We start from the raw sequence: 15,296 nt of genomic DNA, 5'->3' as shown, positions 1-15,296 counted from the left end.
CCTTCTGCCGGTTCCTCTCGCACATCCCGCCGCTTAACCGGAAATGCTCCCGCACCAAACATTGGTGCGGGAGCATTCAACCAGGATTAGCTACTGGGGTTGGAGCTATTTCGCCCGGCCCAGGAATTCCTGGATCCTGCGGACACCCTCGGCGAGGTCGTCGTCTCCGAGAGCATAGGACAGGCGGACGTATCCGGAGGGGCCGAATGCTTCACCGGGAACGATGGCAACTTCAACCTCGTCCAGGATGAGCGTGGCAAGTTCTGCCGACGTGCTCGGACGCACCGGGCCGTGGGAGGTTTCGAATTCCTTACCCAGCAGGCCGCGGACGTCGGCATACACGTAGAAGGCGCCGGTCGGCGTCGGGCATTCCACGCCCTCAATCGCGTTCAGGCCGGCGACGATTGCCTTGCGGCGGCGGTCGAAGGCGACCTTCATTTCGTCGACGGCGGTCAGCGGACCCGTGAGGGCGGCGGCGGCGGCAACCTGCATGATGTTCGAGACGTTGGATGTAGCGTGCGACTGGAGGTTGGTTGCGGCCTTGATGACATCGGCCGGACCGATCATCCACCCCACGCGCCAACCGGTCATGGCGTAGGTCTTGGCCACGCCGTTGAGGATGACGACTTTGTCGCCAAGCTCCGGCGCCGCGGTGGCGATTGAGGTGAACTCCACGCCGTCATAGGTCAGGTGCTCGTAGATTTCATCCGTGACAACCCACAGGCCCTTGGAAGCAGCCCACTTTCCGATCTCCGCAACCTGCTCCGGGCTGTATACAGCGCCGGTCGGGTTGGAGGGGGAGACGAACAGCAGGATCTTGGTCTTGTCCGTCAGCGCGGCTTCCAACTGCTCGATGGTGACGAGGTAGCCCTGCTCGGGTCCGGCGAATACCTCCACCGGAACGCCGCCTGCGAGACGGATGGCTTCCGGATAAGTGGTCCAGAAGGGCGTGGGGATGATGACTTCGTCGCCCGGGTCAACCAAGGTAGCGAAGGTGTTGTAGACAGCCTGCTTGCCACCATTGGTCACCAGGACCTGCGATGGGTCCACTTTGTAGCCGGAGTCCCGGAGGGTCTTATCGGCGATGGCCTTTTTCAACTCAGGAAGCCCGGCAGCGGGGGAGTAGCGGTGGTACTTCGGCTGGGCAGCAGCCTCAATTGCTGCCTTGACGATGTAGTCCGGGGTGGGGAAATCGGGTTCGCCGGCACCGAAACCGATCACGGGGCGCCCCGCGGCCTTTAGTGCCTTGGCCTTGGCGTCAACGGCAAGGGTGGCGGACTCGGCAATAGCGGAGATTCGTTGTGAAATGCGGGCGGCAGGTGTTCCGGCAGACATCTATGTACCGTTCTTCGCAGGCAGCTCGTGGGCTGGATGATGGGATTCGACGTAAACTACCTTATGCTGTTCTGCGGAGCTCCCGGGCGCCTGCTGGACAATGTGACTGATAATGCTGCTCACATTGATTCATAAGCGGCCGGAAGGCCCGGAATTAGTCCGGTTCGACTATCGCGAAGTTCTTGCGTAGACTGGTTCACCGGTGTTGAAAAGCACCACAGGCTGAAGTGCGGCCTGAAACATGGATTCGATCCATAGGGTAGTGGCGCAATTGGTAGCGCAGCGGTCTCCAAAACCGCAGGTTGCAGGTTCGAGTCCTGTCTGCCCTGCGCAAGCTGTTCCGGCGGAAACGCCGGGGCAAGCGCAGCAACCATGGCTCTGATCAGAGCCGGGTCAAACGACTTTGCAAGGTGAGTGAGGACCAGGTGACCGAAACGGCTGCTAGCAGCTCAAAGGGCCGTCCTGCCAAGAAAGCCGATGCCGGCTTCTTTGCCCGAATTGCACTCTTCATGCGCCAGGTTATCGGCGAACTGAAGAAGGTCGTTGCCCCGACCCGCAAGGAACTGATCAATTACACGCTCGTGGTGCTGGTGTTCGTAGCCATCATGATGCTCATCGTCACCCTGCTGGACCTTGCCTTCGGCACGGGAGTGAGTTGGGTCTTCGGTGGGTCAGGCGCTACGGACCGCTAAGCGGATCTGTCCGCAAACTGCGTGAAATTCCTTGGTAATTCAGGAATTTTGTGGGGTTTGCGGAATTGAGCCATTTAAATAGGCATGTTAGGCAATGAGGAAGCAGGAGACCAAGTGTCTGAGCAGGAGCTTGAGGTAAACGAGGCTGAGCTGGATGGGCCCGCTGAAAGCACGGACGACGCCGCGGCTGAGGCTGCGGAAGAGTCGGAGGCTGACTCTGCTGCGCCCGAATCTGCCGACGTCGATGATTCCGAAGAGGATTTCGAGTCTGACGTAGACGCTGAGTCTGATGACGAGGCCGACGAAGTAGACGCTGAGTCCGATGAGGACGCTGCCGATGTCTCGCTGGAGGCGGCCGCTGCTGCAGCCCCCGCCGATCCGGCCGAGGAATTCAAGGCCAAGCTGCGCCGCCAGGAGGGTGACTGGTACGTCATCCACTCCTACGCCGGTTACGAAAACCGCGTGAAGGCCAACCTTGAGACCCGCATCCAGACACTGGACATGGAAGATTACATCTTCGAAATCCAGGTCCCGATGGAAGAATTCGTCGAGATCAAGAACGCCCAGCGCAAGGTGATCAACCGCGTCCGCATCCCCGGTTACGTCCTGGTCCGCATGGACCTGACCGACGCTTCCTGGGGCGCCGTCCGCCACACCCCCGGCGTCACTGGCTTCGTGGGCAACGCCCACAACCCGGTCCCGCTGCGCCTTGACGAGGTCTTCTCCATGCTCGCCCCGGTCTTCGAAGAAGAGCAGGCCGAGAAGGGCAAGCCGGTCAACAAGCAGAACCAGGCTCCCGTGGCCGTCGATTTCGAGGTCGGCGAGTCCGTCATCGTCAAGGAAGGCCCGTTCGAGACGCTTCCGGCAACGATCTCCGAGATCAAGCCCGAGTCCCAGACCCTCGTGGTCCTGGTCTCGATCTTCGAGCGCGAAACCCCGGTTACGCTCGCATTCAACCAGGTCACCAAGATCTAGCTGATTCCAAGATTTCGCTCCCGTTCCGCCTGCTTTGCGGTTCGGAAGCGGCCGGCCGCCTTGCCATGGCGGCCACCAACCTGGGACGCGCTCCTGTGTCCCAGGAAGCTATTGAGAGAAGGACCCTACATTGGCTCCCAAGAAGAAGGTCACCGGCCTCATCAAGCTGCAGATCCAGGCAGGTGCCGCTAACCCGGCTCCGCCGATCGGTCCTGCGCTTGGCCAGCACGGTGTCAACATCATGGAATTCTGCAAGGCGTACAACGCTGCAACGGAATCCCAGCGCGGAAACGTTATCCCGGTTGAAATCACGGTCTACGAAGACCGTTCCTTCACCTTCATCACCAAGACCCCGCCGGCTGCAGAGCTCATCAAGAAGGCTGCAGGCGTTGCCAAGGGTTCGGCTACCCCGCACACCGTCAAGGTTGCCAAGCTGACCCAGGCGCAGGTCGAAGAGATTGCTTCCACCAAGATGGAAGACCTCAACGCCAACGACATCGCGGCAGCTGCCAAGATCATCGCTGGTACCGCCCGTTCCATGGGTATCACCGTAGAGGGCTAAATACAGCCTTCATCCGCCGGGCAACCGGCATCTGAAACATTGAAATGCCGCAGGATCCTTGCCGGATCCGCGGCTTGTGGCAGGGCCCAGCGCGGTCCGCAGACCACAACTGCACAAGGAGAAATAAGCAGCATGGCAAAGCGCAGCAAAGCATATGAGGCAGCCGTAGCCAAGATCGAGGCAGACAAGGTCTACGCCCCGTTCGAGGCAATCACCCTCGCGAAGGACACCAACCCTTCCAAGTTCGACGCAACCGTTGAGGTCGCTTTCCGTTTGGGCGTTGACCCGCGTAAGGCTGACCAGATGGTCCGTGGCACCGTCAACCTGCCGCACGGCACCGGTAAGACCGCCCGCGTCCTCGTTTTCGCAACAGGCGACAAGGCTGAGGCAGCAATCGCTGCCGGCGCCGACTTCGTTGGTTCCGATGACCTGATCGAAAAGATCGCAGCCGGCTGGACCGACTTCGACGCCGCCGTGGCAACCCCTGACCTCATGGGTAAGGTTGGCCGCCTCGGTAAGGTCCTCGGCCCGCGTAACCTCATGCCGAACCCGAAGACCGGTACGGTTACCCCGGATGTCACCAAGGCTGTCAACGACATCAAGGGCGGCAAGATCGACTTCCGCGTCGACAAGCACTCGAACCTGCACTTCATCATCGGCAAGGTGTCTTTCGACGTCCAGAAGCTGGCTGAGAACTACGCAGCTGCACTGGAAGAGGTCCTTCGTCTGAAGCCGTCCGCTTCCAAGGGCCGCTACATCCAGAAGGCTACTGTTGCCACCACGTTCGGTCCGGGCATCACCGTTGACCCGAACGTCACCAAGGTTCTCACCGACGCATAAGCATCGCGAGTACTAACTCTGAGAGGGACCGTCCGGCATTGCCGGGCGGTCCCTTTTCATGGGTTCGCATCGGCGGTTGGTCACTTGTTTGGCACCAGAGGCGGCCGTAGGCTGTGGGGCGTGGCACCGTCGTCGAACTTTTCCGCCAACGGCGGGCTCACCATAGAGAGGCTTCCCGTTCCGCAAGGTCCGGAGGCCACTGCGTCAGCGGACTTCAAAGCCTTCCATGCGTTACGCATCGCCCATGAGCTTGCCTTGTGGGGGAACCTGGACCATTCGGCCACACTGGCCGAGTCGTTCATGTTCTGGCAAGGCAATGAATACGAGGAGCGGCAGGTCTACCTGGCCCGCTTGGACGGCGTTATGGTGGGCAGCGGTTCACGGACGCTGCCGTTGAGCGAGAACACGACGACGGCGGGTGTGGACGTCCTCGTGGACGCCGCTTTCCGTCGGCGTGGGATCGGGACGAGGATCCTGGAAGTCCTTGAGAAGGCGGCTGTGGAGCGGAACCGCACTTCCCTTGACGGGTACTGCGGGGAGCCGATCGCCCCCGTACTTGCCGGGGAGGCGTTGCTGGAAGCAAAGTCAGGCACCGGTGGCGTACCACTGAACGCGGCATCGACCCGCTTTGCCTTGCACCATGGTTATTCCCTGGAACAGGTGGAAACCAGCAGCACTTTGACCCTGCCGGTTGACGAGGCGCACCTGATGGAACTCGAAGTCGAGGCGTTGCGCCGGGCAACGGAGTACAAGGTCATTGGGTGGATGAACGAGTGCCCGGACGAACTCGTGGACAATTTTGCCAGGCTCAAGAGCCTTATGAGCACGGAGGTACCCATCGCCGGTCTGGGATGGGAAGGCGAAGAATGGGACGCCGTGCGGGTTCGCCGTGAGGAATCGACGTGGCGCGCAAGTGGCGTGGACTCTGTTGTGGCTGCCGCCCAGCACCACAAGAGCGGGGAGTTGGCTGCCTATACGGTCTTGACCCACCGCCAGGCGCTGCCGGCTGTTGTCAGCCAGGAGGACACACTGGTGGCTCCCGCGCACCGGGGACGCGGCCTTGGCATGCTGGTCAAAATCGCCAATCTTCGTCGTGCAGAAGCGCTCTGGCCTGACGCCACGAGCGTTATGACGTGGAACGCCAATGAAAACCGGCATATGCTGGCCATAAATATCGCCCTTGGATTCAAGCCTTCCGGTTTTGAAGGCGAATATCAGAAACGGCTGGGATGACTGTAGACGAGGCGAAGACCGTTGTAGTCGAGCAGCTATGGGTGCCGGACAATCTGGACAGCCCCAAAGCAAGGGATTTCCTGGACGCCGTGGAAGTGGCGCGACGGGTCCGTATGCAGACCTGGGGAAGCGATGACCTGGCATACACGCCTTTGGAGAAGCTGCTTGAATTCTCCGACCCCTATGAGCGCCAGATCATCCTTGTAGCCAAGGTTGACGGGGTCATCGTCGGAACAGTGGACATTGCGCTGCCGCTCGCGGACAACATGGACCTGGCGGAGTTCACCCTGGATATTCTCCCGGATTATCAGAGTCAGGGCGTCGGACGTCAGCTCCTGGAGGCCGCAGAGCAGTTGGCTCGTTCAGAGGGCCGCACCATGGTTTTGGTGGACACGAACCACCCGGCAACCTCGCTCACCGAGATACCTGAAGACCAATTGATTCCCGGCAGCGGCCCAGGCTTCGTTCCTGTCAGCAGCAGGGAAGTGGACTTTGCCCAGCGGGCCGGTTATACCCTCCAGCACATCGAGCAATTCAGTTCCTGCGTGCTCCCTCTGGACTCCAAACTCGTAGCGGATCTTCAAGCCGAGGCCGAGGAAGCGAACGCTGGCCGGTACAGGTTGCACCACTGGACTGATCGTTGCCCCGAGGCTTGGTTGGAGGCCGTGGCTGAGCTGGAAAACGCTGCGGGTGAGGTTGTCCACGGTGAGGACGGCGAGGAAGAAGACTCGGCCGTCGAGGTTTCCGGCATGGTCTTCGACGCCGCTGTTTTGCGCGAAACCGAAGACGCCGCCTTGGCGCAGGGCAGGCGGACGGTGGTCACCGCCGTCGAACATATTGAGAGCGGGCGGCTGGCCGGCCTCACCACGATCAGCGTCCTTGCGCACCGTCAGGACGTCGTTTTCCAGGACGACACCTTGGTCCTGCAGGAACACCGCGGCAACAAGCTGGGCCTGCTGATCAAAGTGGCCAACATGGAAAGGCTCAGTGAGCAATTTCCGGATGCCCGCGTCATTTACACCTGGAACGCCCCGGAAAACCGGTACCTTCTGACCGTGAACAAGCAATTGGGATTTACGACGGCGGGAGTCACCGGACTCTGGCAAAAGGAGCTTCCTGATCGGGGACCGAAGGTTACGTCGTCGGAGTAGCCAGCCAGGCATCCCACCGCGGCGCAGCGGCCTCGATTTGGTTTGCCGATCAGTCTCCCGTAACCTTGAAGTACCAAAGACCGTCGGTTGATGGGAATCCACTCTTTCGAGCTCAGCTCAATTCTGCAGCTACGCCCCTGAGAACAAAGTGCATTCCTTGACGAAGGACCCTGAACATAGGGCGGCCAGCGCAGGTGAACGAAGCAAGTCTCCGCAGTGCAAACTGTGTTGAGCCAAGCCCCGTGCATCTGCGCGGGGCGTTTTTAGTTTTAGCTCTCGTGAGCGGGGACCCGGAAGACCGGCTTTATTCCCCGGAAGGAGGGTTATGACAACGCCTAGCAAGGTCTCCGCTGTTGCAGAGATCACCAACGATTTCAAGGAATCGAACGCGGCTGTCCTGACCGAATACCGCGGGCTCACTGTTGCACAGCTCAAGGAACTGCGTGTTGCGCTCGGCCAGGACACCAAGTTCTCGGTCGTCAAGAACACCCTGAGCGCCATTGCAGCCAAGGAAGCTGGTGTCGACGCGTTCGGCGATCAGCTTGCCGGCCCCACTGCAATCGCCTTCATCAAGGGCGACGCTGTTGCTGCTGCCAAGAGCCTGACGGACTTTGCCAAGACCAACAAGCAGCTGGTTATCAAGACCGGTTACTTCGAAGGCAAGGCATTGGACGCAGAAGGTGTTGCCGCACTGGCAGCCCTGGAGTCCCGCGAGCTGCAGCTTGCACGTGTTGCTGGTGTCCTCAAGGCCCCCGCATCCGCTGCCGCACGCATCATTGATGCCCTGCGCCTCAAGCTTGAAGAAGAGGGCGGCGCACCTGCACCGGCCGCTGACGAAGCTCCGGCCGCCGAGGCTGCTGCTGAAGAGGTTGCGGCTCCGGCCGAAGCCGCTGAAGCTGCAACCGAAGAGAACTAAGTTCTCCCCCCAATCAAACTCAGGTGCATGAAGCGGCATAGTCCGGATCTGCACCGACTAATGGAAGGACGCCACCATGGCGAAGCTCAGCAACGAAGAGCTCATTGAAGCTTTCAAGGAACTGACCATCATCGAGCTCTCCGAGTTCGTCAAGCTCTTCGAAGAGACCTTCGAAGTTACGGCTGCTGCTGTTGCAGTTGCTGGCCCCGCTGCTGGCGGCGCTGCTGAAGCCGTTGAAGAGAAGACTGACTTCGACGTCATCCTCGAAGCTGCTGGCGACAAGAAGATCGCAGTGATCAAGGAAGTTCGCGCCATCACCTCCCTCGGCCTCAAGGAAGCCAAGGACCTGGTTGACAGCGCACCGAAGGCTGTTCTCGAAGGCGCCACCAAGGAAGCCGCCGAGAAGGCAAAGGCTCAGCTCGAAGAAGCTGGCGCAACGGTTACCCTCAAGTAACTCGTCTTGCTTGTGGAAGCCCCGCCCGGTTCGCCCGGGCGGGGCTTCCTGCGTTTAATGCACCCAAGTAGGTCGCACTTGAGCGCGTTTAGAAGGGGCGATGTCAAGGGGTGCGTGCAACACGGCCGTGGTTAGGCTGCCTGTTCGAAGAGTAGCTGGTTGAGACGTTGTGCCGGGGTGTCCAGGTTCAGGGTGGGCCGTGGTCTGCGGTTCAAGGAGTCCTGGATCCGTTTGAGGTCCTTGGCGGTGTATTCGGACAGGTCCGTGCCTTTTTCGAACCAGTGGCGAAGTAGGCGGTTCGTGTTCTCGTTGGTTCCGCGCTGCCATGGTGAGTGGGGGTCGCAGAGGTAGACCGGAGCGTCCAGTTCCATGCGGATTTGTTCGTAGCCGGCAATTTCCGAACCGCGGTCCCAGGTGATGGTCCGGCGCAGGTGCTCGGGCAGGTCCTTCATTTGGGCGATCATTGCCGCGGTGACGGCGTCGGCGCCATGGTCCAGGGGTAAATGGAGGAGGATCGTGAACCGCGTACTGCGCTCGACCAGTGTGCCAATGGCGGATTTGCCGCGTGCTCCGATGATGAGATCACCTTCCCAGTGCCCTGGCACGGCGCGGTCGGCTACTTCAGCCGGTCGTTCGCTGATCTTCAGAGCATCGTTGAACCGGCCCCGGGTTTCGCCGTCCTGGGTCTTCTCACGAGGCACGCGGGCCTTGCGTTTGAGGCTCAAGTACTGAGAGAGGTCCTTGCGCAGTTGGCCGCGGGTCTGAACGTAAAGGCACTTGTAGATGGTCTCGTGGCTGATCTGCATGGATACATCATGGCCGTGTTCCTTGGCCAGGACATCGGAGATCAGCTTCGGACTCCACCCCTCTTCGAGGTTCTCGGCGATGAACGTCGACAACCCGGAGCTGATGATCTTGAACGGCTTGGGACGCAATGCCCGGGCAGCGGCCCGGGCATTGGCAGTCCCGGCATAGTAGAGACCGTCCGGGCCGCTGTTTCGGCGGATTTCCCGCCAAACAACACTCCGGTGACGCCCCAGCGTCGCGGCAATCCCGGCAACGCTCTTACGTTCCCGCAGACCGATCTGGATCTCTATCCGTTCATCCAGGCTCAACGGATGACCCGGGCCGGACGGGCTATCCGCCCGACCCGGACCCGCGATACCGCCTCCGCCTTTTCCCTTTATCAGCTCCATGGCACCAGCTTCATGCCACCACCTCGTGCCACCGCGCCTCGACACACCCACATCACCGGCAGCAACCGCCAACGCAGTGCCCGAGCAAACCAACGCTATGAAACGATCACGATCAACCTGACCAAACGAAAACCTTGTAACCAACGCAACCTCCACCGAAACCAGGAATGTTGCACTGACCATATGATTCCGCCAGGCTCAAAACGCGCTCTACTGCTACTTAGTTGGGTTCGCTGATATCGGCCACGATTGCTCCGAGCGCAGCCGTGAGTTCATCGGCGTCCACGAATGCACTCCTGCCATGGGCTCCGGCCCCCATGGAAATGCGGCGTCCGGTGATGGTGGCATCCGCATATACCGGCCAGGGCGTGGTGCTTCCCAAGGGCGTGATGGTCCCGCGCTCGTAGCCGGTTGCGGCAAGGGCAACATCGGCGTGTGGCAGTGAGAGCTTGTTCACGCCCACCAACGCCCGCAGCTTGGGCCAGGAGATCTGCCGGTCGCCGGGGATCAGGGCGAAGAGGAAGCTACCGTCCCGATGCTTGACCACGAGGGACTTCACGATGTCCCCGGGACTGATCCCCAGGATGCCGGCCGCCTCCTCGAGGCTTCGGGCAGCAGGACGCTCGACGACGTCCACGTCCAGTCCACGCGCGGCGGCGTCGGACAAGAACCGTTCGGCCCCGTTCATGTGCGGTTCCACCACGTCCTGCGCCATCAGTTGTCCTGCGCCATTAGTCGCGATACAGCAGGAGAGCTTCGCCCTGGCCGCCGCCGCCACAGAGGGACACGGCAGCTTTGCCGGTTCCCCTTCGCTTGAGTTCGTGGGCCGCGTGCAGGGCCAGCCGGGCGCCGGATGCACCGATCGGGTGGCCGAGGGCGATTGCGCCGCCATGGATGTTGCACTTCTCCAGCGGGTAGCTCAGGTCCTTCAGTGATTGGACGGCCACTGAGCCAAAGGCCTCGTTGATCTCTATGAAGTCCAGGTCCTCGGCAGTCCATCCAGCCCGCTTCAATGCTTGCGAAATGGCGTTTGACGGCTGGGAGTGCAGCGAGTTGTCCGGGCCGGCCACCTGGCCGGGCTTGCCCACGACTGCAAGGTATTCCAGCCCGTTGTCCTGGGCAAAGCGGCGACTTGTCAGCACGAGTGCGGAGGCGCCGTCGGACAGGGGAGAGGAGTTGCCGGCGGTAATGGTGCCGTCCGTGGCGAAGGCGGCCTTCAAGGGGGCAAGGCTTTCCAAAGTCGTGTTCGGACGAACGCCCTCGTCCGAGGTGAGGACCACCGGATCCCCCTTTCGCTGCTTCACGCTCACGGGAGCGATTTCGACGTCGAAAATTCCGTCAGCGATCGCGGCAGCCGCGCGCTGGTGGGAAGCAGCAGCAACCTCGTCCTGCGCACGGCGGTCAATGCCGAGCGTCACGTTCTTGGTCTCGGTGGACAAGCCCATTGATTGGCCATCGAAGGCATCGGTGAGTCCGTCATGTGCGGCAACGTCCAACGCTTGGATTGCGCCGTAGGTCCATCCCTGCCGCGAGCCGGGGAGCAGGTGTGGGGCGCGGGTCATGGATTCCTGGCCACCGGCAACAACTACTGTGGCGTCGCCGCTGCGGATCATCCGGGCGGCATCAATGACAGCCGTGAGGCCGGAGAGGCAAACCTTGTTGATGGTGACGGCAGGGATGTTCCAGCCAACGCCTGCCGCGATGGCGCTCTGCCGGGCAGGGTTCTGGCCAGCGCCTGCCTGCAGGACCTGTCCCATGATGACGGCGTCCACTTGTTCGGCTTTCACGCCGCTGGCCGCCAGTGCAGCGCTGATGGCGTGCGCGCCGAGGTCGACGGCGGTGAATCCGGCAAGCTGCCCATTCAGCCGACCCTGTGGGGTACGGGAAGCAGCAAGGATGACAACGTCATTGTCGTCAGCGGAGTTGTTCATGGTCTCTCTTCCGATCCGTGGTGGTGTAGCCAAGGCTATCGTGCGGCGTGCGCCAGCCTATCCTTTCCAACGTTTGTATCCGTCGGTAGATTCCACAGCAGGAGTTTCCACGGCAGTAGATTTCACGACGGGCTTGGTGCCTCCGTCCGGCAGATGCTCCGGACAACGTCCGTGGACTCCGCATAGGTGCCTGCAGCAACAGTGCTTGCATTCACGGACGATCTGGGGTAGACAGGAAGGCTACTTTGCCGTATCGTAGATATTTGCGTCTTCCCTGTTAACCTTCAGCCTTCATATAGCGGTGGGCTTTACCTCTCAGCTGCGACATTGACGTGCCGTTCACAACGTGCACTGGCATGCGCAAGCTGGGTCCGGGTCATATAGCGGAACCGGAATAAGTATGCTGCGGAGCACTCTGCATCATGCAAACGGGGGAGATCTGAAAACGCCTGAAGGTCTGTGGAAGGATCCCTCTTGGTCGCCTCGAGCACCTCTAATAACGAAACCGCTAACACGGCAAGCACCGATGGTGCCACTCGCCGCCTCTCATTCGCAAAGATTCATGAACCCCTTGATGTTCCGAATCTTCTCGCCCTGCAGACCGACAGCTTTGACTGGCTCGTCGGAAACGAACGCTGGCAGGCGCGGGTAGCGAAGGCTGTCGAGGAGGGCGACCTCAGCGTCGCCACCACCTCCGGACTTGCCGACATCTTCGAAGAGATCTCCCCCATCGAGGACTTCCAGGGCACTATGTCCCTGAGCTTCTCCGAGCCGGAGTTCGCTGATCCGAAGTACACCATGGCCGAATGCAAAGACCGTGACGCCACTTACTCGGCACCGCTGTATGTCAAGGCCGAGTTCATGAACAACAACACGGGCGAAATCAAGCAGCAGACCGTGTTCATGGGCGACTTCCCCCTCATGACTGAAAAGGGAACGTTCGTCGTCAACGGCACCGAGCGTGTCGTTGTCTCCCAGCTGGTCCGTTCGCCGGGCGCCTACTTCGAGCGCACCGCGGACAAGACCAGTGACAAGGACATCTTCACTGCGAAGATCATCCCGTCCCGCGGTGCATGGTTCGAACTCGAAATCGACAAGCGCGACCAGGTCGGCGTCCGCCTCGACCGTAAGCGCAAGCAGTCGGTCACCGTTCTGCTAAAGGCCCTCGGCTGGACCGAAGGCCAGATCCTGGAAGAGTTCGGCCAGTACGACTCCATGCGTGCAACGCTGGAGAAGGACGCCACCGAAACCCGCGAAGACGCGCTTCTGGACATCTACCGCAAGCTGCGTCCGGGCGAGCCGCCCACCGTCGAGGCTGCCCAGTCCCTGCTGGACAACCTGTACTTCAACGCCAAGCGTTATGACCTTGCCAAGGTTGGCCGTTACAAGATCAACCGCAAGCTCGGCATCGACCGCTCCCTTGGTGACAAGGAAGCTTCGGTCCTGCACGTTGAAGACATCGTCGCCATGATCAAGTTCCTCGTTGCGCTGCACGCCGGCGAGAAGACCCTCATGGGCAAGCGCGATGGCGAAGACCACGAGCTCCGCGTCGAAATCGATGACATCGACCACTTCGGCAACCGTCGCATCCGCGCCGTTGGCGAACTGATCGAGAACCAGGTCCGCACCGGCCTTTCCCGCATGGAGCGTGTTGTTCGCGAACGCATGACCACGCAGGACGTCGAGGCCATCACGCCGCAGACCCTTATCAACATCCGCCCGGTTGTAGCTGCCATCAAGGAGTTCTTCGGAACTTCCCAGCTGTCGCAGTTCATGGACCAGAACAACCCGCTTTCGGGTCTGACCCACAAGCGCCGCCTGTCGGCTCTTGGTCCGGGTGGTCTTTCCCGTGACCGCGCAGGCATGGAAGTTCGAGACGTTCACCCGTCCCACTACGGACGTATGTGCCCCATCGAAACCCCTGAAGGCCCGAACATTGGTCTGATTGGTTCGCTGGCTTCGTACGGCCGCATCAACCCGTTCGGCTTCATCGAGACGCCGTACCGCCTGGTTTCCGAAGGTGTCGTATCCGACGAGGTCCAGTACCTCACGGCCGACGACGAAGCAGAGGTCCTGATCGCACAGGCCAACGCTCCGCTGGACGCTGACAAGAAGTTCTCGGAAGAGACCGTCCTTGTCCGTGCCCGTGGTGGTGGAGGCGAGCCTGTTCTGGTTCCCGCCGGAGAAGTCCAGTTCATGGACGTTTCCCCGCGCCAGATGGTGTCCGTGGCAACCGCATTGATCCCGTTCCTTGAGCATGACGATGCCAACCGTGCACTCATGGGTGCCAACATGCAGCGCCAGGCTGTGCCGCTGGTCCGTTCCGAGGCTCCTTTCGTGGGCACCGGGATGGAGCGCGCAGCAGCCGTCGACGCCGGTGACGTTGTCATCGCGAAGAAGGCAGGTGTGGTCACCGAAGTTTCCGCTGAGCTCGTTGTCATGATCAACGACGACGGCACGGAGACCAACTACCGCATCAACAAGTTCGCCCGTTCCAACCAGGGCAACTGCTACAACCACCGCGTCCTGGTCAACGAAGGCCAGCGCCTGGAAGTCGGTGGCATCATCGCCGACGGTCCTGCAACGGACCAGGGTGAACTCGCCCTCGGTAAGAACCTGCTCGTGGCATTCATGTCATGGGAAGGCCACAACTTCGAGGACGCCATCATCCTGTCCCAGCGCATTGTTGCTGAGGACGTTCTTTCCTCCATCCACATCGAGGAGCACGAGATCGATGCCCGCGACACCAAGCTTGGTGCCGAGGAAATCACCCGTGACATCCCCAACGTGTCCGAGGAAGTCCTTGCAGGCCTGGACGAGCGCGGCATCATCCACATTGGCGCCGAGGTTGAAGCCGGAGACATCCTGGTCGGAAAGGTCACCCCCAAGGGTGAAACCGAACTGACTCCGGAAGAGCGTCTTCTCCGCGCTATCTTCGGTGAGAAGTCCCGCGAAGTCCGCGACACCTCCCTGAAGGTGCCCCACGGCGAGTCCGGTACGGTCATCGGCGTCCGCGTCTTCGACCGCGACAACGACGACGAACTGCCCCCGGGCGTGAACCAGCTGGTCCGCGTCTACGTTGCAGCCAAGCGCAAGATCACCGACGGCGACAAGCTCGCCGGCCGTCACGGCAACAAGGGTGTTATCTCCAAGATCCTTCCGATCGAGGACATGCCCTTCCTTGCAGACGGTACCCCGGTGGACATCGTCCTGAACCCGCTTGGTGTTCCGGGTCGTATGAACGTTGGCCAGGTCCTGGAAACCCACCTCGGTTGGGTTGCCAAGACCGGTTGGAAGATCGAAGGCGAGCCGGAGTGGGTCAAGAACCTGCCCAACCTGCCCCGTGAAACCGGCCAGACCACCGTTGCCACCCCGGTGTTCGATGGCGCCCGCGAAGAAGAAATCACGGGCCTGCTTGACTCCACCAATGTGACTCGCGACGGCGACCGCCTGATCGATTCCTCCGGCAAGACCCGTCTGTTCGACGGCCGCTCCGGCGAGCCGTTCCCGGACCCGATCTCCGTCGGTTACATGTACATCCTGAAGCTCCACCACCTGGTGGACGACAAGATCCACGCGCGTTCCACCGGCCCGTACTCCATGATCACGCAGCAGCCGCTGGGTGGTAAGGCACAGTTCGGTGGCCAGCGCTTCGGTGAAATGGAAGTGTGGGCGCTCGAAGCTTATGGCGCCGCTTACACCCTTCAGGAACTGTTGACGATCAAGTCGGATGATATCCACGGTCGTGTGAAGGTCTACGAAGCCATCGTCAAGGGCGAGAACATCCCTGAGCCTGGCGTTCCCGAGTCCTTCAAGGTCTTGATCAAGGAAATGCAGTCGTTGTGCCTGAACGTGGAAGTTCTTTCCACCGACGGAACCACGATCGAAATGCGTGACTCTGATGACGCAGTCTTCACGGCTGCGGAAGAACTGGGCATCGATCTGTCTCGTGCAGAGCCCAGTTCCGTAGAAGAGGTTTAGCAGCCGTTCCGGTGGGCAGCAGTACGTCAC

General features: G+C 60.9%; 13 protein-coding genes and 1 tRNA gene. 10 read left to right on the top strand and 4 right to left on the bottom strand.

Going from position 1 to position 15,296, the window contains the following annotated elements; genetic code table 11:
* Positions 1 to 105: 105 nt before the first annotated feature.
* A complete protein-coding gene (locus VUN82_18585; protein ID XAS71073.1) occupies positions 106 to 1,335 on the bottom strand; it encodes a pyridoxal phosphate-dependent aminotransferase in 1,230 nt (409 codons plus the stop codon).
* A gap of 256 nt (positions 1,336 to 1,591) precedes the next feature.
* Here VUN82_18585 and VUN82_18580 point away from each other — a divergent pair.
* The 9 genes from VUN82_18580 (at position 1,592) to rplL (ending at position 8,158) form a co-directional block, all read left to right on the top strand.
* Positions 1,592 to 1,664: transfer RNA gene (locus VUN82_18580), tRNA-Trp, on the top strand.
* Positions 1,665 to 1,745: 81 nt separating this feature from the next.
* Entirely contained in the window at positions 1,746 to 2,027 is a 282-nt protein-coding gene (secE, locus tag VUN82_18575) for a preprotein translocase subunit SecE (protein ID XAS71072.1), read from the top strand.
* Positions 2,028 to 2,141: 114 nt separating this feature from the next.
* Positions 2,142 to 3,002, top strand: a complete 861-nt coding sequence (gene nusG / locus VUN82_18570; GenBank protein XAS71071.1) for a transcription termination/antitermination protein NusG — start codon at positions 2,142 to 2,144, stop codon at positions 3,000 to 3,002.
* A gap of 130 nt (positions 3,003 to 3,132) precedes the next feature.
* A complete protein-coding gene (gene rplK / locus VUN82_18565; GenBank protein ID XAS71070.1) occupies positions 3,133 to 3,564 on the top strand; it encodes a 50S ribosomal protein L11 in 432 nt (143 codons plus the stop codon).
* A 132-nt stretch (positions 3,565 to 3,696) separates the two neighbouring features.
* Complete coding sequence (rplA, locus tag VUN82_18560) at positions 3,697 to 4,404, top strand: 50S ribosomal protein L1 (protein XAS71069.1); 708 nt, start codon at positions 3,697 to 3,699, stop codon at positions 4,402 to 4,404.
* Positions 4,405 to 4,524: 120 nt separating this feature from the next.
* Positions 4,525 to 5,637, top strand: a complete 1,113-nt coding sequence (locus VUN82_18555; protein ID XAS71068.1) for a GNAT family N-acetyltransferase — start codon at positions 4,525 to 4,527, stop codon at positions 5,635 to 5,637.
* A complete protein-coding gene (locus VUN82_18550; protein XAS71067.1) occupies positions 5,634 to 6,788 on the top strand; it encodes a GNAT family N-acetyltransferase in 1,155 nt (384 codons plus the stop codon). The genes VUN82_18555 and VUN82_18550 overlap by 4 nt, the downstream gene beginning before the upstream one ends.
* Before the next feature lie 325 nt (positions 6,789 to 7,113).
* Positions 7,114 to 7,704, top strand: coding sequence for a 50S ribosomal protein L10 (gene rplJ, locus VUN82_18545; GenBank protein XAS71066.1), 591 nt, complete (start codon positions 7,114 to 7,116; stop codon positions 7,702 to 7,704).
* Between the two features lie 76 nt (positions 7,705 to 7,780).
* Positions 7,781 to 8,158, top strand: a complete 378-nt coding sequence (gene rplL / locus VUN82_18540) for a 50S ribosomal protein L7/L12 (protein ID XAS71065.1) — start codon at positions 7,781 to 7,783, stop codon at positions 8,156 to 8,158.
* A 131-nt stretch (positions 8,159 to 8,289) separates the two neighbouring features.
* Here the strand turns inward: rplL and VUN82_18535 are convergent, their stop codons facing one another.
* From VUN82_18535 to VUN82_18525, 3 genes are all read right to left on the bottom strand, one after another.
* Entirely contained in the window at positions 8,290 to 9,498 is a 1,209-nt protein-coding gene (locus tag VUN82_18535; GenBank protein ID XAS74740.1) for an IS30 family transposase, read from the bottom strand.
* A gap of 76 nt (positions 9,499 to 9,574) precedes the next feature.
* Positions 9,575 to 10,069 (bottom strand): YbaK/EbsC family protein, encoded by a 495-nt coding sequence (locus VUN82_18530; protein ID XAS71064.1) that lies wholly within the window; start codon positions 10,067 to 10,069, stop codon positions 9,575 to 9,577.
* Between the two features lie 16 nt (positions 10,070 to 10,085).
* A complete protein-coding gene (locus tag VUN82_18525; protein XAS71063.1) occupies positions 10,086 to 11,285 on the bottom strand; it encodes an acetyl-CoA C-acetyltransferase in 1,200 nt (399 codons plus the stop codon).
* Between the two features lie 474 nt (positions 11,286 to 11,759).
* Between VUN82_18525 and rpoB the strand changes: the two genes are divergently transcribed.
* The gene (rpoB, locus tag VUN82_18520) at positions 11,760 to 15,266 is read left to right on the top strand and encodes a DNA-directed RNA polymerase subunit beta (protein XAS71062.1); all 3,507 of its coding nucleotides are present in this window, start codon (positions 11,760 to 11,762) and stop codon (positions 15,264 to 15,266) included.
* Positions 15,267 to 15,296: the final 30 nt, after the last annotated feature.

The organism is Micrococcaceae bacterium Sec5.1, assembly GCA_039636795.1.
GTDB lineage: Bacteria > Actinomycetota > Actinomycetes > Actinomycetales > Micrococcaceae > Arthrobacter.
The sequence above is the reverse complement of the archived record's forward strand: the minus strand, read 5'-3'. Positions and strand labels throughout refer to the sequence as shown.

Excerpts from the sequence above, each read along its gene's own strand:
- VUN82_18585 (XAS71073.1), bottom strand. The coding sequence starts at position 1,335 with ATGTCTGCCGGAACACCTGCCGCCCGCATTTCACAACGAATCTCCGCT.
- rplA (XAS71069.1), top strand. The coding sequence starts at position 3,697 with ATGGCAAAGCGCAGCAAAGCATATGAGGCAGCCGTAGCCAAGATCGAG.
- VUN82_18550 (XAS71067.1), top strand. The coding sequence starts at position 5,634 with ATGACTGTAGACGAGGCGAAGACCGTTGTAGTCGAGCAGCTATGGGTG.
- rplJ (XAS71066.1), top strand. The coding sequence starts at position 7,114 with ATGACAACGCCTAGCAAGGTCTCCGCTGTTGCAGAGATCACCAACGAT.
- rplL (XAS71065.1), top strand. The coding sequence starts at position 7,781 with ATGGCGAAGCTCAGCAACGAAGAGCTCATTGAAGCTTTCAAGGAACTG.
- VUN82_18530 (XAS71064.1), bottom strand. The coding sequence starts at position 10,069 with ATGGCGCAGGACGTGGTGGAACCGCACATGAACGGGGCCGAACGGTTC.
- VUN82_18525 (XAS71063.1), bottom strand. The coding sequence starts at position 11,285 with ATGAACAACTCCGCTGACGACAATGACGTTGTCATCCTTGCTGCTTCC.